We start from the raw sequence: 20,394 nt of genomic DNA, 5'->3' as shown, positions 1-20,394 counted from the left end.
CGTCTCTCGCACCCGGCCGCGGGCGCGGTGGTGATGTCGGCACCACGGCAACGGCCAGTTCATGTGACCGACGTCACTCGATTCGGGTGTGCAGGGTGGCTGAGCAGGGGAGGAACCGGCGGATCGGTCAGGCCTGCTGCGCGGCCCACCACGACAGGAGTTCGGCCTCGGCCTCGTCCCGGCTGAGAGGACCGCGGTCGAGCCGGAGCTCCTTGAGGTACTTCCAGGCCTTCCCGACCTCCGGCCCCGCGGGAATGCCGAGCAGTTCCATGATCGCGTTGCCGTCGAGGTCGGGGCGCACCCGGGCGAGGTCTTCCTGCTCGGCGATCCGGGCGATCCGCTCCTCGATGTCGTCGTACGTCGCCTGCAGCGCAGCCGCCCGCCGCTTGTTGCGGGTGGTGCAATCGGCGCGGACCAGCTTGTGGAGGCGCGGCAGCAGCGGACCGGCGTCCGTCACGTACCGGCGCACCGCGGAATCGGTCCACTGCCCCTTGCCGTAGCCGTGGAACCGCAGGTGCAGGAACACGAGCTGCGAGACGTCGTCGACCATCTGCTTCGAGTACTTCAGGGCCCGCATCCGCTTACGGACCATCTTCGCGCCGACCACCTCGTGGTGGTGGAAACTCACGCCGCCACCCGGCTCGTTGCGCTTCGTGTCCGGTTTGCCGATGTCGTGCAGCAGCGCCGCCCAGCGCAGCACCAGGTCGGGGTCGCCGTCCTCGAGGTCGACGGCCTGCTTCAGCACCGTCAGCGAGTGCCAGTACACGTCCTTGTGCTGGTGGTGCTCGTCTATCTCGAGCTTCATCTGCGGCACCTCGGGCAGCACGAAATCGGCCAGACCGGTCTCGCACATCACGTTCATGCCGTCGATGGGGAACTCGCCGAGGATCAGCTTGTCCAGTTCGGCACGCACGCGTTCGGCGGTGATCCGCTCGATCTGCGAGGCCATGTCGACGATGGCCCGATGCACGCGCTCCTGCAGGGTGAATCCCAGCTGGGACACGAACCGGGCGGCCCGCAGCATGCGCAGCGGGTCGTCGTTGAACGAGTTCTCCGGCGCCGACGGCGTGTCCAGCACCCCGGCCAGCAGCGCGTCCATGCCGTTCAGGGGGTCGACGAAGTCCTGCGAGCCGTCCGCACCGATCCGGACGGCCATCGCGTTGACCGTGAAATCGCGCCGCACCAGATCGTCCTCGAGTTTCGTCCCGAACTGGACGACGGGATTGCGCGACACCCGGTCGTAGGCATCGGCCCGGTACGTCGTGATCTCGATCTGCTGACCCGCCTTGGCGGCGCTGATCGTCCCGAACTCGATACCCGTGTCCCACTGGTTGTCGACCCAGCCGGACAGCAGTTTCTGCACCTGCTCCGGGCGGGCGTCGGTGGTGAAGTCGAGGTCGGTGCCGAGGCGACCCAGGATCGCGTCCCGGACGCTGCCCCCCACCAGGTACAACTCGTGACCGGCGGAAGCGAACTTCTCACCGAGCGGCGTCAGGACTTCGGACAGCTCGCGCAGCGTCACCGCGGCGCCGGCAAGCAGTCGCGTACGGCGCTCGTCGTCGAGAGAAGGGGCAGTCACGTCCAGGAAGCTTACCGAGGTGCGCAAATAGCGGGATACGCATACACGCTGTCACCTCGCAGTTCGGTTCACCACAGGTGTGTCACGAAGCGTCTCGGTTCGGGTGCGGCGTTCCGGTGGAAACGGCAAAGCCAACTACTATCGATGGGGTGTCTGCTGCCGAACGTGCGAACAGGAGTCGCCGCAACTCGCGGCGGCGCGGCGCCGTCGGCAAACCCGCGAAACCCCACATGAGGACGGTGCGGGAAACGTCGGCGGGCGGGCTCGTCGTCAACGGACTCGGCGGACCGCGGGAGAATCTGTGCGCCGCGCTGATCGGGCGCACCGACCGTCGCGGGCGGCTGCTGTGGTCGCTACCCAAGGGGCATATCGAGCAGGGCGAGACCGCCGAACAGACCGCGATGCGTGAGGTCCAGGAAGAGACCGGCATCCAGGGCACCGTCCTGGCGTCACTCGGCAGCATCGACTACTGGTTCGTCACCGAAGGCCGCCGGGTCCACAAGACCGTCCATCACTATCTGCTGAGATGCCTCGGCGGGGAACTGTCGGACGAAGACGTGGAAGTCACCGAGGTAGCGTGGGTGCCGCTCGCCGAGCTGGGATCACGCCTGGCCTACGCAGACGAACGGAAACTCGCAGAAATCGCCGGTGACTTGATCTCCAAGATGACTACCACTCCGCCCACTTCCGACCTGAAGCTCCAGAAGGGGCCAGACGCCGGATGAGGATGGCTTTGCGTCGGGTCGGTGCCGTGACGTTGACCGCACTCGCGGTCGTTCTGGCTCCCACCAGCACCGTGGTGGCGTCGGCCCAGGAACCCGTGCCGCCGGAGAGCGCCGGGACCCAGCTCGTCGACGAGGACCCCGAGTTCCTCGAACTGCACATCGACAACGTCACGCCGTCCACGGTGACCACCACCAGCGACCCGATCGTCACCGTCACGGGCTCGGTGAAGAACATCGGCGACCGCACGGTCCGCGACGTCAGTGTGCGACTGCAACGCGCTCCGGCCGTCGCGAGCAGCGAGGGTCTCCGCACGTCCCTCACCCTCGATCAGTCCCGCTACGACACGGTCGGCATGTTCGACACGGTCGCGGGCCGCCTCGACGAGGGCCAGAGCAAGCAGTTCGCGCTGTCGCTGCCGCTGCGTTCCGACACCGACCTCTCTCTCGACATCACCGAACCCGGCGTGTACCCGCTGATGGTGAACGTGAACGGCACCCCCGAGTACGGCGGGGCCGCGCGCCTCGACGACGCCCGCTTCCTGCTGCCCGTGTTCGGTGTCCCGGGCAGTCCGGCGGTGCCCCCGGACATCTCCAGTCCCGTCGCCGTCACCATGATGTGGCCCCTCGCCGACCGCCCCCGGCTCGCGGCGGGTGTCGCCGGCTCCGTCACCGAACCGGTGCGTCTCGTCGACGACGACCTCGCGACCTCACTGGACGACGGCGGCCGGCTCGACGAACTGCTGGGGGCGGCGGAGTTCGCCACCCGGGAGAGCGTCGACCGCGACCACACGCTGCGGGACAGTCTGTGCCTGGCGGTGGACCCGGACCTGCTGATCACCGTCGAGAACATGACGCGCGGCTATCTGGTGGTGGACGACCCGTCCGATCCCACCGGTTCCGCGCACGAGGGTGCGGGCAAGGATGCCGCGTCGGCGTGGCTCGAGCGTGCCCGGACGCTGGCCGCGACGATGTGCACCACGTCGGTGCCGTTCGCGCAGGCCGACCTGTCCGCGATCACCGAGGTCGGGAACGCCGACCTCACCGCGACCGCCGTCGACGCCCCCGCCGACATCGTCGACAATGTGCTGGGTGTCACGTCGCTGCGCAATTTCGTGTGGAGCGACGCCGGCGTGCTCGACGACGCGACCGCGCAGATGCTCCGCGGAGACGACGCGACCACCGCGCTCGTGGCCGCGAACTCCGTCGACACGACCACGCCCCGGGACAGCGCCCACGTCATCGAGGCGACACCGCCGCCCGCAGCCCCCGTCCCGGCGAACGGGGAGACCACCACCCCGGCGGCCACCGAGACGCCCGCGGCCACGGGGAGCGTCGACGCGCTGCTGTTCGATCCGTCCGTCGGCACGGCGCTCGCCGCGATGGGAACGACTCCGCAGACTCCGTCCTACACACCCCAGCGCGCCCGGTACGACCTCTCGGACGATTCCCAGACCGCCCGGCTGCAGGACGCGCTCGGTGCGGTGTCGTGGTCGGCCCTCGAACCCGAGGCCGCACGGGCCGCCGGTGTCCCCCGATCGCTGATGGTGGTGCCGCCGCAGCTGTGGACGGCAGGCGCCGACGACGCGAAGACGCTGCTGTCGACGGTGTCGTCGCTGATGCGCTCGGGGCTCGCGACGCCCCGGCCGTTGCCCGCGTTGCTCGGACGTCAGCCCGGATCACCCGAGGTCGCGAGCCTGGACTACCCGGATCAGGCCGCCGAGGACAGCGTCCCCGCCCACATCCGCGACGCCGCCGCCACCCAGATGCCCCGGATCGAGGCACTGAACGCGGCGCTGGTCGACGACCCGCAGGCCCCGCTCACCCCGGAGCGGTTCACCGCGCCGCTCCGCGAGGACCTGGTGCGGTCGATGAGCCTCGCGCATCGCCGCGACGACGAACGCCGGTCCGCGGAAGAAGCGTCCGACACGCGCGCCGACGAGGTGGCCGAAACCATGGACGACATGTTCGGGGCCGTCACCGTCGTGTCGCCGGGCGGTGTCTACACGCTGGCGTCGGAACAGAGCCCGCTGCTGCTGGTCGCCAGAAACGACCTCCCGGTCGGGATCACCGTCCGTCTGCAGGTGGACGCGCCTTCCGGGATGACCATCACGGACATCGGCCCCACCACGCTGCCTCCGCGGGGCAGTCGCACCCTCACCGTTCCCACCGAGGCCAACGACTCCCGCAAGCTCGTCGTCAACTTCTCTCTGACCACCGCCGATGGACAGCAACTGGGAGAGCCGACCAGCGTGACGGTACGGTCCAACGCGTACGGGCAGGCGTTGGCGATACTGACAGCATGCGCGGGTGCTCTGCTGCTGTTCCTCGCCGGCCGCCGGCTGTGGCATCGATTCCGCGGCCAGCCGGATCCAGCTGACGAAGGGTACGAACGTTCATGACCGGGAACTTGCCCAGTAGGGGCCAGAGGCTTCCCGATCGCTCTCATCCCCGGGTCGCGCCGTGGGAGCGGGACCACTGGGCTCGGGAGATCCGGCCGGACGAGGCGCCGACGGTGCAGTTCGCGGCCATCCGGGTCGACCCTCCGCCGCCGCCTCCGGTCCAAGACTCGGGGCCGTCGACGGCGCCGCAGAAACAGAGCAACTCCCGCCTGCTGGCGTCGACCGGGTCGATCGCGGTGGCGACGCTCGTCAGCCGCATCACCGGATTCGCCAAGCAGCTTCTCGTCCTGACGCTGCTGGGCGGGTCGGTGGCCAGCTCGTTCACCGTCGCCAGCCAGATCCCGAACATGATCTCCGAGCTGGTGCTGGGCGCGGTGCTCACCGCCATCGTGGTGCCCGTCCTGGTGCGCGCCGAACGGGAGGACCCGGACCAGGGTGCCGCGTTCGTGCGCCGCCTGTTCACCGCCACCTGTGTGCTGCTCGGAACGGCGGCGCTGCTGGCGACCGCCGCGGCGCCCGTGCTCACCACCCACGTCTTCCTCTCGGCCGACGGCAAGGTGAACACGTCCCTCACCACAGCCCTGTCCTATCTGCTGCTGCCCGCGATCCTGTTCTACGGACTGTCGGCGCTGCTCACGGCGATTCTCAACACCCGGCAGGTGTTCAAACCCGGTGCCTGGGCCCCGGTGCTGAACAACGTCGTGATGCTCACCGTGCTGGTGATCTACTACGCCACGCCGGGGGAGATCACCCTCGACCCGGTCCGGATGAGCGACCCGAAACTGCTGGTCCTCGGCGTCGGCGTCACGCTCGGTGTCGTGGTGCAGGCGATGAGTCTGGTGCCGGCGATCCGGCGCGAGGGCATCTCGCTGAAACCGCTGTGGGGCCTCGACGACCGGCTCAAGCAGTTCGGCGGCATGGCCGTCGCCATCATCCTGTATGTGCTGATCAGCCAGGCGGGCATGATCGTCGCCACCCGCATCTCGTCCCACGCGGACGCGTCGGGTCCCGCGATCTACAACAACGCGTGGCTACTGCTGCAGCTGCCGTACGGCGTGCTCGGCGTGACGGTGCTGACGGCGATCATGCCGCGGCTCAGCCGCAACGCCGCCGCCGACGACACCCCCGCCGTGGTCGACGACCTGTCCGTCGCCACCCGGCTGACGATGATCTCCCTGATCCCGATCATCACGTTCCTCACGTTCGCCGGACCGGAGATCGGTCAGGCGCTGTACGGGTACGGCAACTTCGGGTCCGGTGACGCCGAACGTCTCGGCGAGGCCGTCAGCTGGTCCGCGTTCACGCTCATCCCGTACTCGCTCGTGCTGATCCAGCTCCGCGTGTTCTACGCCCGCGAACAGGCGTGGACTCCCACGTGGATCGTCCTCGGCATCACCGCGGTGAAGATCGCGCTGTCCGCGCTCACCCCGATGATCGCCTCGAGCGACGACCAGGTGGTGATCCTGCTCGGCGTGGCCAACGGCCTCGGCTACATCACCGGTGCCCTCGTCGGCGGGTACCTGCTGCACCGCAGTCTCGGCAATCTCCAGATGGCGAACGTCGGCAAGACCGTGTGGGTGGTGGTCCTCGCATCCCTCGCGGGCGCCCTCGCCATGCTCGGCGCCGACCGGCTGCTGCAACTCGACCGGCTCACCGAACTGTTCGGCGGACCGGGTTCCATGGTCCGCGTCGCCATCAGCGGCATGCTGATGCTCGTCGTCACGTTCGCGATCCTCTGGTTCGCGAAGATCCCCGAAATCGTGTCCATCACCGTCGCCGTCACCCGCAAGGTCCGCGCCCTGCGCGGTCGCGGCGCCGCACCGGAACCGGAGGTCGACCCGCTCTCAGACGCCGAAACAGAACTGATTCCCGTGGTCCGCGCCACACCGCGCGACACCGGAGGACAGCCGCGTGGTATCGAACGACCCGGTGGACTCCCGTACCCTGGACACGAGCGGGTCGGATCGCCGCCCGGTACTGGTCGGAGTTGGGCATTCGAAAATGAAGGAGTGAGGGTGAGCGACGACGACGTGGCCGGCAGCAAGAGAGCCGGAGGTTCTACGGTGCAAGCGTCCGAACGCGATTCGGCCGCCGCACCCAACGGCGTCGACGCCCCGACGACCCGGATCTCGTCCGAGTCGGCCTCCACCGACTCCGCGAAGTCCGACAAGAAGGCCGGCGCCGACGCACCGCAGAAGAAAGACGCGGACACCTCGCAAAAGAAGGCCGCCGACGCGTCCGCGGCCTCTGCCGGCACTCCGAAACCTGCGCAGAGCAACGAGACCGGGGCGAACGCCGAGAAGAAGGCGGCGCCGAAGACTCCCAGCGAAGACTCCGGCGAGTCGCCCGCCGACGAACGTCGAGACACACGTCACATGGGCTCCGCACCCGCACGGGATCTCAGCTACGACACCGGCGTGATCCCGATCACACCCGCGCCCGGTCGTGACCCCGGAGCGGGCCCGCGTCGTACTCCCCGTGGCCCCAAGCTCATTCCCGGCGCCTCCGTCGCCGGTGGTCGATATCGCCTGCTGACCCCGCACGGCGGTTCGCGGGGACTGCAGTTCTGGCAGGCACTGGACGTCAAGCTCGACCGCGAGGTGGCGCTGACCTTCGTCGACTCCGAGCAGCGCTCCACCTCGGCCGGTCCCGAAGGCCCGCAAGCAATTCTGTCGCGCACCCTGCGACTGGGCCGGATCAATTCGCCCGGTCTCGCCCGTGTCCTCGACGTGGTCCGGGGAAGCTCCGGCGGCATCGTCGTCGCCGAGTGGACTCCGGGCCGGTCGCTGCGGGAGATGGCCGACACCAAGCCGTCTCCGATCGGCGCCGCCAGCGCCATCCGCACGCTCGCCGCGGCCGCCGAGACCGCGCACCGGGCCGGCGGGGCACTGTCCATCGACCATCCCGACCGCGTCCGGATCAGCATCAACGGCGATGCCGTGCTGGCGTTCCCGGCCACGCTCGCCGACTCCGACTCGAGTTCCGACGTGCGCGGGCTGGGCGCGATGCTCTACGCGCTCATCACCGCCCGCTGGCCGCTCGGCGACCCGTCCGCTCCCGCGGGTGAGCCGTCGGGTTCGAACCGCCCGGGCAGCGTCGGCGGCATGCGACTGGCCGACCGCGACTCCAGCGGGCAGCCCATCGGTCCGCGGGTGATCCGGCCGGAGGTCCCGTTCGAGATCTCCGCGGTGGCCCTGCGCTCGCTCGAGCCGAACGGTGGAATCCGCACGGCGGCCACCGTGCAGCACATCCTCGATCAGGCGGCCGTCGTCAACGACAAGACCGAGTTCATCCCCGTGCTGCGGCTCGGGCAGCGGGGCCCCAGCCCGTCCGGTCACGCTCTCGCCGACCCGGAAGCGCTGGAGGCAGAGAAGAAGAAGTCCAACCGGATGATCGCCGCGCTCGTCGGCCTGGCGGTCGTCACGATCATCGTGCTGGCGCTGCTGGGATTCTGGCTCGCCACGTTCCTCACGGGCAGCAGTTCCGACGCGCCGCTCACCGAACAGGACTTCGGACTCACCACCTCGGCCGAGGCCCCACCGAACCCGGAGTCGCCCGCCGCCGCGCCCGCCCCGGCGGCGAACGTCGCTCCGATCACCCCCTCGGGCGCGACGGTGTTCTCGCCGCAGGGCACACCCGACTCCGCCGCCAACGCCCGGCTGGCCATCGACGGCAACACGTCCACCGTGTGGAGCACCGACTCGTACTTTCAGCCGTTCCCTTCGCTGAAGAACGGTGTGGGCCTGATGGTCACGCTGGACGAGCCGGCGACCCTGTCGAGTGTGTGGATCAACTCGCCGACCCCGGGCACCAACGTCGAGATCCGCAGCGCCCCGTCCGAGAATCCGACGCTCGACCAGACGCAGGTGCTCGGTTCGAAGGTCCTCGGCAACGGCGTCACCGAGATCCCGGTCAAGTCGGAGGGACCCACCAAGAACGTCCTGGTGTGGATCACCGGCCTGAGCAATTCCCGCGGCACGAACCAATCGTCCATCGCCGACATCGGTTTCAACGCCTCCACGTAGTCGGCACCCGGTGCTCGCGGGCCGGCGAACTGAGCTAACATCCGCCGGTGCGAATCTTCCGGGGGGATTCCGAGGGTGAGCCCTCGGACGTCGACCTGTTGGCTGCGCACGTCGCCGGCGATCGGCACGCCTTCGAAACCCTGCTCGGACGGCACTACGACCACCTGTGGCACGTCGCCAAACGCACCAGCTACACCACCGAGGACGCGGCGGACGCCCTGCAGGAGGCGCTGCTGTCGGCCCATCGCAACGCGGGCTCGTTCCGCCGGGACGCCGCGGTCCGGAGCTGGCTGCACACGATCGTCGTCAACGCCTGCCTCGACCGCATCCGCCGGAACAAGGCCCGCCCGGCGGTGTCCCTGTCCGCCGACGAGGACGACGAACCGCGCGACACCCGCGATTACGTCTCCGAGGTGGAGCTCAGCCTGGTGGTCGAGCGCGCGTTGGCGCAGCTCCCGCCGGATCAGCGGACCGCGATCGTGGCCGTGGACCTCGAGGGCCGGTCGACCAGCGAGGCCGCGGCTCTCCTCGGGGTTCCGGAGGGCACCGTGAAGAGCCGCTGCGCCCGCGGCCGGAAGAAGCTGGCCGCTTCTCTCGAATATTTTCGGGTGGAGGGGAACCGATCATGACTCCGCAGCGTCAAAACCTAATAGGAGCGGGGAAGTGTCCTGACGTCCCGGACCATGTCCCGGACCACGATGATTCGGTGAGGAGGTGCCATGGCCGACCGTGAATCCGAGCCGTCCGATGCCGCACTGCCCGAACCTCCCTATTCCGAGGACCTACTCGCGGATCTGCATGCCGGGGTGCTGCCGGAGTCGGTCGGCGATCGTCTGTGGCCGCTCGTCCGCAGCGACCCGCAGGCGATGGCCGTCATCGACGCCCTCGACCGGGTCACCGATCAGCTCGGTGCGCTCGGCCGCGATCACTCCGTCTCGACCCCGATTCCCGCCGACATCGCCGACCGCATCAACCGCGCGCTCGCCGCGGAACGCGACACCCCCGCCGAGGCCACCGTCGTGCCGATCGCCCGGCGCCGGAAGTGGGCTGCCGCGGCCGCGGGAACGTTCGCGGCGGCAGCAGCGGTCGTGGTGGCCGTTGCGGTCGTCGTACCGGACGGCCGGGAATCCGAGCCGCCGCCCGTTGCCCTGCCCAGTTCCGAGACCTCGCAGGCACCGGAGGTTCTCGACCTGGGCTCCGATCTCGATTCCGGACGCCTCCTCACCGTGATCGGTTCGCGGCAGCTCGGACCGCTCGAGGATCCTGATCAGCTGGCAGAATGCCTGCGCGCCAACGGTATCGATCCGGCCCGTGCGCTTCTCGGTTCCGGTGAGGTCCGCCTCGACGGCGTGCCCGGGGTATTGCTCCTGGTGGCCGCGCCGCGCCCGCCGCAGATCACCGCCCTGGTGGTGGGCCGCGAGTGCGGCGCAGGCGACCCGGCAACGATCGCCGTCACCGACATCGGTTGACCCTCAGTTCGTTTCGGGTTCCGAATGGGCGACCGGCATGAGCAACTCGAGGATCTTCGCCCGCAATGCGGGAGTGTCGTCCTCCACGGCGATCAGGCTCGTGAACAGGGCCGCGCCGGCGGCGAGCACCAGCACGGCGGTCGCGGTGCTCGACTCCCCGGAATCCGCGCTTCCGAACAGTTGAGTACTCGGCCCGCTGAATCCCCGCCAGAGCGCGGTCCGGAGATCGTCGTGGTCCCGTATCGCGGCCAGCAGTCCCGGCGTGGCCGCCCGCACCTCGGGTCGTGAGAACAGTTCGGCGCTGCCGGTCACCACCCAGCGGATCCAGCCTTCGCGATCGGTGCCCTCGAACGGCGACAGGTCGGGTGTCGCGCCGAGGATGGCGTCGAGAACCAGGTGTGCCTTCGACGGCCACCGCCTGGTGATGGACGCCCTGCTCACCCCGGACCGCGTCGCGATGGCTCGCATGCTCAGTTGTTCCCAGCCCGACTCCACGAGCATCGCGCGGGTGACCGCGAGGACGTCGGTGTCGATCCGCGGGTCGCGGGGGCGGCCGGTTCCGGTTGCATTCATTGGTTCGAATTGTGGGACAGAAGTGCCGTCCGCGCTATATCGTACCTATTACGAGCCCAGTGGCACCGTAATTCGAACGAGGCGGATACATGAAGATCGCGGTCACCGGCGGCACCGGCTACGTCGGCGCCCACACCGCGCTGGCGTTGCTCGCCGACGGGCACACGGTTCGGCTGCTGGTCCTCCCCACCGAAACTCCCGACGCCCTGCTCGCGGCGGCCGCCGGTGAGGCCGCGCGGATCGAACCGGTGGTCGGCGGCATGCAGATGATCGACGTGCGGGACGTGGCCGCCGTCCATGCCGCCGCGATGCACCCCGGCCGTGGTCCACGCCGGTACGTCTGCGGCGGTGAACTCGTCGAGTTCAATCAGCTCAACGACGTCCTCGAACACTCCTCGGGTCGTCGCATCCGGCGCATCCCACTGTCGGGCAGCGCCTTTCGCATGATCGGGCGGATCGCCGACGTGATCGGCAGACTCACACACCTCAGCCCCGGGCTCGGTTACGAGGCGGCCTGGCTCCTCACCTCGGCCACCCCCACCGACGACTCGAGAACCCGCGACGAACTCGGGCTCACCTGGCGACCGGCCCGCGCGGCGCTGGCCGCGACCTTCGCCTGAGCACCCAGCACCCAAGAAGGCAGACCACCATGACCGTTCCACCACCCCAGCCCGATATCTGGGAGCCGGCCCGCCTGGGCCCCCTGACGCTGCGCAACCGCATCGTGAAGGCGGCCACGTTCGAGGGCGTCATGCCACGCGGCCGCGTCACCGACCGGCTCGTCGACTTCCACGCCGAGGTCGCCCGCGGCGGCGCCGCACTGACGACCGTCGCGTACTGCGCCGTCTCACCCGGCGGACGCGTCCACGCGAACACCCTGGTGCTCGACCGCGCCCGCGTCCCCGACCTGCGCCGGCTCACCGACGCCGTCCACGCCGAGGGGGGATTGGCCGCGGCCCAGATCGGTCATGCCGGTCTGGTCGCGAACACGCTGTCCAACCGCACCAGGACGCTCGCGCCGTCCACTCGGCTCAGCCCGCCGGCGATGGGTCTCGTGCGAGGTGCCACCCGGGAAGAACTCGACGAGGTCACCCACGACTTCGAGAACACGGCACGCAACGCCGTCGACGCCGGATTCGACGCGATCGAGGTCCACCTCGGCCACAACTATCTGCTCAGCTCGTTCATGAGCCCCAATCTCAACCGGCGCACGGACGAGTACGGGGGCAGCCTGGAGCGACGGGCGGCGTTCCCGCGCCGGGTGCTCGAGCGGGTGCGCCACGCCGTCGGCGACTCGGTGGCCGTCACCGCCAAATTCAACATGACGGACGGTGTTCCGAAAGGGCTGTGGCTCGACGACAGTCTCCGCATCGCCCAGCTCCTCGAGGCCGACGGGCACCTCGACGCGATGCAGCTCACCGGCGGCAGCTCGCTGCTCAACGGGATGTACTTCTTCCGTGGCGAAGTCCCGATGGCGGAATTCGTTGCCTCACAGCCGAAGCTGGTGGGCTGGGGACTGAAGGTGTACGGGCCGCGCATCTTTCCGACCTACCCATTCGAGGAGGCCTTCTTCCTGCCGATGGCCCGGCAGTTCCGCGACGCCCTGTCGATGCCGCTCATCCTCCTCGGCGGAATCAACCGGCTCGACACCATCGAGAACGCGCTCGGCGAAGGATTCGAGTTCGTCGCGATGGCCCGCGCACTGCTCCGCGACCCGGACCTCGTGAACAAGTTCCGCGACCGGCACGTCGCCGAGGGACTGTGCATCCACTGCAACAAGTGCATGCCCACGATCTACACGGGGACGCGCTGCGTCATCCGGGAGACTCTGCGCTGATCACGTGGCCTGCCGGGGGAGCGACCGGTATCACCTGCAGTCCGGGAACAACACCCTTTAGTCTTGTGTTGATCCATACGACTGAGCACCCCTCACTACTGGAAGGCCCGCATGACCACTCCATCGACGGTTCATGAACTCATCATCGTTGGTTCGGGACCTGCCGGATACACCGCTGCCGTCTACGCGGCGCGCGCGGAACTCGAGCCGCTGCTGTTCGAGGGGACCCAGTTCGGTGGCGCCCTCATGACCACCACCGACGTCGAGAACTTCCCCGGATTCCGCGAGGGAATCATGGGACCCGACCTGATGGACCAGATGCGCGAGCAGGCCAAGCGCTTCGGTACCGACATCCGCACCGAGGACGTCGAGGAACTCGACCTCACCGGCCCGATCAAGAAGGTCGTCGTGAACGGCGAGACCTACCAGGCTCACGCGGTCGTGCTGGCGATGGGTGCCGCAGCCCGCTACCTGGGGATTCCCGGGGAAGAGAAGTTGCTCGGCCGCGGCGTCAGCGCCTGTGCCACGTGCGACGGATTCTTCTTCAAGGATCAGGACATCGTCGTGGTCGGCGGCGGCGACTCCGCCATGGAGGAGGCCACCTTCCTCACCCGCTTCGCCCGCAGCGTCACCGTGGTGCACCGCCGTGAGGAGTTCCGCGCGTCCCGCATCATGCTCGAGCGCGCCAAGGCGAACGCGAAGATCCGGTTCGTGACCAACGCGGCGCCCGTCGAGGTGCTGGGGGAGAACAGCGTCACCGGCCTCGTGATCCGCGACACCGTCACCGGTGACACGTCCACGCTGGACGTCACCGGCATGTTCGTCGCCATCGGTCACGATCCGCGCAGCGAACTGGTCAAGGGTCAGGTCGACCTCGACGAGGCCGGCTACGTGATCGTCGAGAACCCGTCCACCGCCACCTCGGTGGACGGCGTCTTCGCCGCCGGCGACCTCGTCGATCACATCTACCAGCAGGCGATCACCGCTGCCGGTACCGGATGTTCCGCGGCGATGGATGCCGAGCGCTGGCTGGCCGAGCGCGGCGACATCACCGCCAACACCGTCGCCGCCGCCGGCTCACCGGTCGACGCCTGAGCCGGCCACCCCCACCCACCTACCCATCTCGAGTAAGGGAAATCCCCGTGTCGAATACCGTCACCATCACCGATGATTCGTTCCAGCAGGACGTCATTTCCAGCGACAAGCCCGTCCTCGTCGACTTCTGGGCCACCTGGTGCGGCCCCTGCAAGATGATCGCCCCCGTCCTGGAGGAGATCGCCGGTGAGCACAGCGACAAGCTGACCATCGCGAAGCTCGACATCGACGCCAACCCGGGCGCTGCCCGCGACTTCCAGGTCATGTCGATCCCCACGCTGATCCTGTTCAAGGACGGCAAGCCGATCAACACGATCGTCGGCACCAAGGGCAAGGCTGCGCTGCTGAAAGAGCTCGCCGACGTTCTCTGATCGACACCCGAACACCCAGCGCGATTCCCGATTTTGTGGGAATCTCTGAGACAATCGATCGATGTGCTCCAGTCGCATCAGCTAGACCGACCGGGCACATCGATCGTTTTGTTTGTACCGAGATTCGTATTTCTCGTTGATTCGGACTGAGAGGCCCTGAAACATGCACCGACTCCGTCACGGCGACCATGGTCCGGCCGTCGCTGAGATTCGGGGCACTCTGGCCGGTCTCGGTTTCCTGCACAACGGTGTCCCCGGCACCCGGCGTGAGAGCGCCAACGGATCCCACTGGATCGCCCCCGACGCCGTGTTCGATCATCACCTGGACAGCGCCGTACGGGCCTTCCAGCAGCAGCGTGGGCTCCTCGTCGACGGAATCGTGGGTCCGGCCACCTACCGGTCCATGAAAGAGGCGTCGTACCGCCTGGGCGCGCGCACGCTGATCTACCAGCTGTCCGCACCGCTCTACGGCGACGACGTCGCCACCCTGCAGACCCGCCTGCAGGACCTCGGCTTCTACGTCGGACGGGTCGACGGCTTCTTCGGCCCGCAGACCCACGACTCCCTGTCCTCGTTCCAGCGGGAGATCGGCATCGCCGCCGACGGCATCTGCGGTCCCGCCACCCTGCGGTCGCTCGAGTTGCTCGGCACCCGCGTCACCGGTGGGTCCCCGCACGCGATGAGCGAAGAGGAAATGGTCCGCAGCTCCGGGCCGCAGCTGAGCGGCAAGCGGATCGTCATCGATCCGGGCCTCGGCGGCAACACCTACGGAACCATCGTCCGTTCCCCGTACGGCACGATCTCGGAGTCCGACATCCTGTGGGACCTCGCCAGCCGACTCGAAGGTCGCATGGCCGCCACCGGGATGGAGACGTTCCTGTCCCGCCCGCACCACGAGAACCCCACAGACATCGAACGCGCATCCACGTCGAACGCCTTCGATGCCGACCTGATGATCTCGCTGCGCTGCGACGGAAACACCAGCCCCTCCGCGAACGGTGTCGCCAGCTTCCACTTCGGGAACTCGCACGGTTCGACGTCGATGATCGGTCAGGTTCTCACCGGATTCATCCAGCGGGAGATCGTGGCACGCACGCCGCTGCAGGACTGCCGCACCCACGGCCGCACCTGGGATCTGCTGCGCCTGACGAACATGCCGACCGTGCAGATCGACCTCGGGTACCTCACCAACGACTTGGACGCCGCGGTGCTCTCCAACCCGCGGGCGCGCGACGCCATCGCCGAGGCGATCCTCATCTCCGTGAAGCGCCTGTACCTGCTCGGTCAGGACGATCAGCCGACCGGAACGTTCACGTTCGCGGAGTTGCTCGCCGAAGAGCTGTCTTCCTCCGAACGTTCCTGATCTCCCGCCGAGCGCTCAGTGCGCTCCGACGGGCGTGCGTTCTCCGATGTCGACCATGCTCACCGAGGCGGTGTGGATGAGACGCTCCAGCGCGGCCTCCACGTCTTCCTTCCATCCGTGATCCCGGTTCAGTTCGAGCCGCAGTCGCGGGAACCGGTGGTGGGGCGCGACGATCTCGAAACCGTTGTCCTCGAGGAAGGTCGCCGGAATCATGCACTCCTCGGGGGAGCATTCGCGAGCCGCGGTCGCCGAGGCCAGTCCCATTGTGTCGATCGGCCCGGTTCCCTCCGTGTTGCGGATCCCGAACGCCTCGAGGGCACGAACACCGCGGCGCACCAGATCGGCCACGACGGCCTGGATCAACGTGGTCCCCAGGTTCTGTTCTTCGCCGGCGGGCTCGAGCCGGAGACTCGTGAGGAGGACGGCGTCGGCGCCGACCGGAGCGGTCGGGAGTAACTGCGCGCGGGGCACGGTCCGCGGGGGAGCGTAGAGGGCGCTGCCGACCGGCTTCCCGTCCATGACGGCAACCTGCCCGCACGATCCCCATTCGAGCATGACCATCGACAGCCAGGCTTCCTTCTCGAATTCCTGGTCGCAGAATCCGCGCGAACTGTGGATCGCCGCCGGATCCATCTCCCAGAAGACACAGCGACGGGCATGGGCGGAGAGTTTGTCCAAGCCGTCGAGAGTGAGCGATGTGACGTGAGTCGACACTGGCTAGCTCAGCCTCCAAATGTCACTACCGCAGATCATTCGACATCCTCTGGTATTCAATGTGTTTCGCCCCCGATAGTTCTGCTGGAATCGGTCCGCCGGCGGCCGCTGTCACAGTGACGGATCATCCGCGGGTCCTTCTACCTCTCTCAGGCGCTCACGAATCGGCCTTCTGTGCCTCCATCATCCCAACGATCCTCTGAAGATCGTCCACCGAACCGAACTCGACCACAATCTTGCCCTTGCGCTTACCGAGGCTGACCGTGACCCTCGTGTCGAACGAATCGGACAACCGCTCGGCGACGTCCTGCAGGCCCGGCATCTGGATCGGCTTGCGTCGCTGGACGGGCTGCGCCTGGTCGTCGCTGCGGTTGGCGAGCGTCACCGCCTCCTCCGTCGCGCGCACCGACATGCCCTCCGCGACGATGCGGGCCGCCATCACTTCCTGCGCATCGGCACCCGCCTCCAGGGACAGGAGGGCCCGAGCGTGACCGGCGGACAGCACACCCGCCGCGACGCGTCGTTGCACGGGAATCGGCAACTTCAGCAGTCGGATCATGTTCGTCACGACGGGACGGGAGCGGCCGATCTTCGCCGCCAGTTCCTCGTGGGTCACCTCGAACTCTTCGAGCAACTGCTGGTACGCCGCAGCCTCTTCGAGAGGGTTCAGCTGGACGCGGTGGATGTTCTCCAGCAGCGCGTCGCGGAGCATGGCGTCGTCGCCGGTCTCACGGACGATGGCCGGGATCGTCTCCAGCTCGGCTTCCTGGCTGGCACGCCACCGACGCTCGCCCATGACGAGTTGGAACTTGCCGTCCTCGAGCGGGCGCACCACGATCGGCTGCATCAGACCGAACTCGCGGATCGAATGAACGAGTTCCGCGAGAGCGTCGTCATCGAACACCTGACGCGGCTGCTTCGGGTTCCGCTCGATCAGGTCGGGAGCGATTTCCCGGTACACCGCACCGGTGGGGGAGGGGAGGGGTTGGGCACCGTTGCCGGATGCGCCGTCGGCGCCCTTGCTAGCTCCCTTGCGCCTTCCGTTGTTTCCCGTGGACGCGGGAGCAGATTTCTCGTCGGTCGCAGAGTCCGACGAGTTCGGTGCGGGCGCGGTCAGCACGTTGCGCCGGTCCGTCCCGATCACGACGTCGGCGGCGGCGTTGCCCAACCCCGGTCCGGTCGTGGTCGGCCCGGTAGGAATGAGCGCAGCCAGTCCACGGCCAAGTCCACCCTTACGCGTCTGACTCATCGCTGCTCCTGCTTCGTGATGTGCGCGGTGCGTGCTGCGAGTTCACGTCCCGCATCGAGGTAACTCATGGCCCCCCGTGAACCGGGGTCATAGTCGAGCACAGTCATCCCGTACCCGGGAGCTTCGGACACCTTGACGCTGCGCGGAATGACAGCGCGGAGGACGGCGTCCCCGAAGTGGGTACGAACCTCCTCGGCCACCTGGTCCGCCAACTTGGTGCGGCCGTCGTACATCGTGAGGAGAACCGTCGACACGTGCAGGTCGGGGTTGAGATGCGCCTGCACCAGTTCGATATTCCGCAGCAGCTGTCCCACGCCCTCGAGTGCGTAGTACTCGCACTGGATCGGGATCAGCACCTCCTTGGCGGCGACCATCGCGTTCACCGTGAGCAGTCCGAGCGACGGCGGGCAGTCGATCAGGATGAAATCGGCATCCACCTCGCCGAGCGCCTTCTCGGACAGCGCACCCTTCAGCCGTCCCTCGCGGGCGACCATGGAGACCAGTTCGATCTCGGCGCCGGCGAGGTCGATCGTGGCCGGAATGCAGAACAGCCGGTCGTTGTGCGGACTCTTCTGGATCGCCTCCGCGGCCGTCACCTCACCGAGGAGAAGCTCGTAACTGGACGGCACACCGGAGTGGTGGGCCACCCCCAACGCGGTGCTGGCGTTGCCCTGCGGGTCGAGGTCGATCACCAGAACAGTCAGCCCCTGAACCGCGAGAGCGGATGCGAGGTTGACGGCACTCGTTGTCTTGCCGACGCCGCCCTTCTGGTTGGCGATGGTGAGGATCCGCCGTTCGGGTGGTTTCGGCAGGCCCACCGAGTGCGGGTGCAGCACCTGGCTCGCCCGGTGCGCGGCGGCACCGATCGGAGTCTCCTCGACGGAGATTCCGTTGTAGGGGGCAGTGAATCCGTCGTCTCCGTTCCCGGAGCTAGTCGCCTGGTCGGATTGATGGTCGGTTTCACGTGAAACGGTTTCACGTGAAACGGCGGATTCAGGCCCACCCGACATTGACTACTCCTTCGATTGGGAATCGCTCGTTACTCGACATACTCACTCCCTGGTCCAGTGTGCTCATCGTCATCGACGCTGACGGCGTTTCGGTAAACGTTCTGCCCGAACGACAACGGTGGGGACAGGAAGCAGGCCCACTCCGCATTCCACGATATCCAGCTTGCCAGCACCCAACCGAGTCAAGGAAGCGCGATCACGGGAAATCTCTTCGGCGGCGCTCGAACCCTTCAATGCGAGCATTCTCCCATGCTCATGAATCAGCGGCAGCGACCACTTGGCCAACTTCTCCAACGGGGCCACCGCGCGGGAAGTGACGACATCCGCGCCACCGGCTTCCTTCACCACCCCGGACTCCTCGGCGCGACCCCGGACGACGAGCACGTCCAGACCGTTCGACTCCACGAACTCCGCGAGGTACACCGACCGTCGCAGCAACGGCTCGACCAACGTGATCCGGAGATCGGGCCGGGCGATCGCGAGGGGGATACCGGGCAAACCGGCACCGCTTCCCACGTCGACGACCGACTCGCCCTCAGCGATCAGCTCACCGACGACGGCACAGTTGAGGAGGTGACGTTCCCAGAGTCGCGGAACCTCTCGCGGTCCGATCAACCCCCGCTCGACACCGTCGGTCGCCAACGATTTGTAATAGCGCTCCGCAATATCGAATCGTTCACCGAACACCTGGCGTGCCGCCGCTTGTTCGTCCCATTCGGCCGGCTCTCCAGCATTCGGTTCCACGTGAAACATCCTCCCGCGAATAACGCGAAATCAACAAACACAGCCTCTCCATTATCCGCCCTCGCCCGCGAGTATGTCCCTCAACTCGAACGCGCAACGCCGGACAGTGTCGAGCCGCACCCCTTCCGGTGGGGGAGGGGAGGGGTTGGGCATTCCAACGGCGACGCGACGTATCGCGCCGCGGGCGGGAACGGTTGTCTCGTCACGACGTGACGTCTCGATACGGGACGGATGAGTCTGGCCGCGGGAGCCATGACGCTCGGTGCGCATCCTCCCAACGGCGCGCTGCCTTCGGCGGTTAATGGCGCGACACCGCATCGGGTCGCCCACGGGATGTTTCACGTGGAACCGCAGCGGCGAGCGCGGTGTCGCGGCAAGGTCACGTCGCCGCGCCCCCGATGGCACTGATTCTCGTTCCTACCCGGCCGGACCCGTGTCACCTCGACGAGCAGAGTTCACCGCGCCGGTCGAGTCGCGAGCGGTTTCACGGGGAACATCGGGGCGGTGTTTCACGTGGAACACACTCTGTGGGGATCGATGCCAACCGTCTCGCGAACGTTACTCGAGCCGGGCGCGCCCTTCTATCGAAATTTCGCTTTCACACCTACGATTCCGATTTCGTAATCATCACAGTGACGAAACTCCCGGGTGTGGTTGGGTGGGTGAAACTACAACCTACTTTCGCCCGAAAAGGCCCCAAAGAATGACTGTCGCCGACCCACATCGATCGCCCGTCAGACACTGGTGTCCGGAAAGGAATGATGCTCGTGAGCGACGAGCCAACGACCGTCTTCCTTCCGCAACCCAACGGTGAGCCGAAGACGGTTCTCCGGATTGTCGGCGAGTTCCGCTTCCGTTCCACACCGGAGGAGCGCGTGGGCGAATGAGACATCCTCGCCCGCGGTCACATCCAATGACACCAACTCGAACCTGGCACCACTCGACTGCCATTCGAAGAATGACGGCCATGTCTCGCGATACTCATCGATTCCGCGAGCGCCCTCGTAGGGTGGTGGCACGTCGAACATCACGATGTCGTCGGTGTGGTCCCTGAGAACCCCAGCCATATCACCACCGTGGACAGCCTCGGCCCAACCTTCGATCAGATTCCGGATCTGCTGTTCGTCCTCGCTCATCTGTCACTCCATCCAGTCGACGGGCCCCGGTTCGGCCCCTTGGAAGGTGTGGACTTCGGAACGCGTCGAAACTCACCGCCGGCGCGACGTTCGGCCCGCAATTCA

At 67.6% G+C, this 20,394-nt stretch carries 17 protein-coding genes; 10 read left to right on the top strand and 7 right to left on the bottom strand.

From position 1 onward, the window contains the following. Positions 1-127: 127 nt before the first annotated feature. Positions 128-1,579, bottom strand: a complete 1,452-nt coding sequence (locus BLV94_RS27665) for a CCA tRNA nucleotidyltransferase (protein WP_072942709.1) — start codon at positions 1,577-1,579, stop codon at positions 128-130. A gap of 149 nt (positions 1,580-1,728) precedes the next feature. Here BLV94_RS27665 and BLV94_RS27660 point away from each other — a divergent pair, with 149 nt between their 5' ends. The 5 genes from BLV94_RS27660 (at position 1,729) to BLV94_RS27640 (ending at position 10,197) form a co-directional block, all read left to right on the top strand. Continuing rightward, positions 1,729-2,304 (top strand): NUDIX hydrolase, encoded by a 576-nt coding sequence (locus BLV94_RS27660; RefSeq protein WP_072942710.1) that lies wholly within the window; start codon positions 1,729-1,731, stop codon positions 2,302-2,304. A 2-nt stretch (positions 2,305-2,306) separates the two neighbouring features. Continuing rightward, on the top strand, positions 2,307-4,703 hold the full coding sequence (locus BLV94_RS27655; RefSeq protein ID WP_072942712.1) for a DUF6049 family protein: 2,397 nt from the start codon (positions 2,307-2,309) through the stop codon (positions 4,701-4,703). Positions 4,704-4,816: 113 nt separating this feature from the next. Then, entirely contained in the window at positions 4,817-8,728 is a 3,912-nt protein-coding gene (gene murJ, locus BLV94_RS27650) for a murein biosynthesis integral membrane protein MurJ (protein ID WP_072942714.1), read from the top strand. Positions 8,729-8,775: 47 nt separating this feature from the next. Next, positions 8,776-9,357: an RNA polymerase sigma factor SigM gene (gene sigM / locus BLV94_RS27645; RefSeq protein WP_005263510.1), complete on the top strand. Its 582-nt coding sequence runs from the start codon at positions 8,776-8,778 to the stop codon at positions 9,355-9,357. Positions 9,358-9,447: 90 nt separating this feature from the next. Next, positions 9,448-10,197 (top strand): hypothetical protein, encoded by a 750-nt coding sequence (locus BLV94_RS27640; protein ID WP_072942716.1) that lies wholly within the window; start codon positions 9,448-9,450, stop codon positions 10,195-10,197. A gap of 3 nt (positions 10,198-10,200) precedes the next feature. On the opposite strand, the gene BLV94_RS27635 is transcribed toward BLV94_RS27640, so the two are convergent. Beyond that, positions 10,201-10,770: a TetR/AcrR family transcriptional regulator gene (locus BLV94_RS27635; protein WP_072942718.1), complete on the bottom strand. Its 570-nt coding sequence runs from the start codon at positions 10,768-10,770 to the stop codon at positions 10,201-10,203. Between the two features lie 89 nt (positions 10,771-10,859). On the opposite strand from BLV94_RS27635, the gene BLV94_RS27630 reads away from it, so the two are divergent. The 5 genes from BLV94_RS27630 to BLV94_RS27610 all read left to right on the top strand — a co-directional run bounded on the left by BLV94_RS27630 (position 10,860) and on the right by BLV94_RS27610 (position 15,436). After that, a complete protein-coding gene (locus tag BLV94_RS27630) occupies positions 10,860-11,390 on the top strand; it encodes a Rossmann-fold NAD(P)-binding domain-containing protein (protein ID WP_072942720.1) in 531 nt (176 codons plus the stop codon). Positions 11,391-11,419: 29 nt separating this feature from the next. Beyond that, entirely contained in the window at positions 11,420-12,607 is a 1,188-nt protein-coding gene (gene nox / locus BLV94_RS27625; protein WP_072942722.1) for a 4,4'-dithiodibutanoate disulfide reductase, read from the top strand. Between the two features lie 111 nt (positions 12,608-12,718). Further along, positions 12,719-13,702 (top strand): thioredoxin-disulfide reductase, encoded by a 984-nt coding sequence (gene trxB, locus BLV94_RS27620; RefSeq protein WP_072942724.1) that lies wholly within the window; start codon positions 12,719-12,721, stop codon positions 13,700-13,702. 47 nt (positions 13,703-13,749) lie between these two features. Further along, entirely contained in the window at positions 13,750-14,073 is a 324-nt protein-coding gene (trxA, locus tag BLV94_RS27615) for a thioredoxin (RefSeq protein ID WP_005249122.1), read from the top strand. Positions 14,074-14,236: 163 nt separating this feature from the next. Continuing rightward, positions 14,237-15,436, top strand: coding sequence for an N-acetylmuramoyl-L-alanine amidase (locus tag BLV94_RS27610; RefSeq protein ID WP_072942726.1), 1,200 nt, complete (start codon positions 14,237-14,239; stop codon positions 15,434-15,436). Between the two features lie 15 nt (positions 15,437-15,451). Here BLV94_RS27610 and BLV94_RS27605 read toward each other — a convergent pair whose 3' ends face one another. The 5 genes from BLV94_RS27605 to BLV94_RS27585 all read right to left on the bottom strand — a co-directional run bounded on the left by BLV94_RS27605 (position 15,452) and on the right by BLV94_RS27585 (position 20,289). After that, positions 15,452-16,150, bottom strand: coding sequence for a GNAT family N-acetyltransferase (locus BLV94_RS27605; protein WP_072942728.1), 699 nt, complete (start codon positions 16,148-16,150; stop codon positions 15,452-15,454). A 157-nt stretch (positions 16,151-16,307) separates the two neighbouring features. Next, complete coding sequence (locus BLV94_RS27600; RefSeq protein ID WP_072942730.1) at positions 16,308-17,399, bottom strand: ParB/RepB/Spo0J family partition protein; 1,092 nt, start codon at positions 17,397-17,399, stop codon at positions 16,308-16,310. Further along, positions 17,396-18,409: a ParA family protein gene (locus BLV94_RS27595; RefSeq protein ID WP_072942732.1), complete on the bottom strand. Its 1,014-nt coding sequence runs from the start codon at positions 18,407-18,409 to the stop codon at positions 17,396-17,398. Before BLV94_RS27595 ends, BLV94_RS27600 begins: the two co-directional genes overlap by 4 nt. A gap of 69 nt (positions 18,410-18,478) precedes the next feature. After that, entirely contained in the window at positions 18,479-19,162 is a 684-nt protein-coding gene (gene rsmG, locus BLV94_RS27590) for a 16S rRNA (guanine(527)-N(7))-methyltransferase RsmG (protein WP_012690670.1), read from the bottom strand. Positions 19,163-19,887: 725 nt separating this feature from the next. Further along, entirely contained in the window at positions 19,888-20,289 is a 402-nt protein-coding gene (locus tag BLV94_RS27585) for a YybH family protein (protein ID WP_072942735.1), read from the bottom strand. Positions 20,290-20,394 lie beyond the last annotated feature (105 nt).

The organism is Rhodococcus koreensis, assembly GCF_900105905.1.
GTDB classification, from domain to species: Bacteria; Actinomycetota; Actinomycetes; order Mycobacteriales; family Mycobacteriaceae; genus Rhodococcus_F; species Rhodococcus_F koreensis.
Note: the sequence above shows the minus strand (reverse complement) of the source record. Positions and strands in the feature narration are given on the sequence as shown.

Excerpts from the sequence above, each read along its gene's own strand:
- nox (WP_072942722.1), top strand. The coding sequence starts at position 11,420 with ATGACCGTTCCACCACCCCAGCCCGATATCTGGGAGCCGGCCCGCCTG.
- rsmG (WP_012690670.1), bottom strand. The coding sequence starts at position 19,162 with ATGTTTCACGTGGAACCGAATGCTGGAGAGCCGGCCGAATGGGACGAA.
- BLV94_RS27635 (WP_072942718.1), bottom strand. The coding sequence starts at position 10,770 with ATGAATGCAACCGGAACCGGCCGCCCCCGCGACCCGCGGATCGACACC.
- BLV94_RS27610 (WP_072942726.1), top strand. The coding sequence starts at position 14,237 with ATGCACCGACTCCGTCACGGCGACCATGGTCCGGCCGTCGCTGAGATT.
- trxB (WP_072942724.1), top strand. The coding sequence starts at position 12,719 with ATGACCACTCCATCGACGGTTCATGAACTCATCATCGTTGGTTCGGGA.
- BLV94_RS27655 (WP_072942712.1), top strand. The coding sequence starts at position 2,307 with ATGGCTTTGCGTCGGGTCGGTGCCGTGACGTTGACCGCACTCGCGGTC.
- BLV94_RS27585 (WP_072942735.1), bottom strand. The coding sequence starts at position 20,289 with ATGAGCGAGGACGAACAGCAGATCCGGAATCTGATCGAAGGTTGGGCC.
- BLV94_RS27600 (WP_072942730.1), bottom strand. The coding sequence starts at position 17,399 with ATGAGTCAGACGCGTAAGGGTGGACTTGGCCGTGGACTGGCTGCGCTC.
- BLV94_RS27640 (WP_072942716.1), top strand. The coding sequence starts at position 9,448 with ATGGCCGACCGTGAATCCGAGCCGTCCGATGCCGCACTGCCCGAACCT.
- BLV94_RS27630 (WP_072942720.1), top strand. The coding sequence starts at position 10,860 with ATGAAGATCGCGGTCACCGGCGGCACCGGCTACGTCGGCGCCCACACC.
- BLV94_RS27595 (WP_072942732.1), bottom strand. The coding sequence starts at position 18,409 with ATGTCGGGTGGGCCTGAATCCGCCGTTTCACGTGAAACCGTTTCACGT.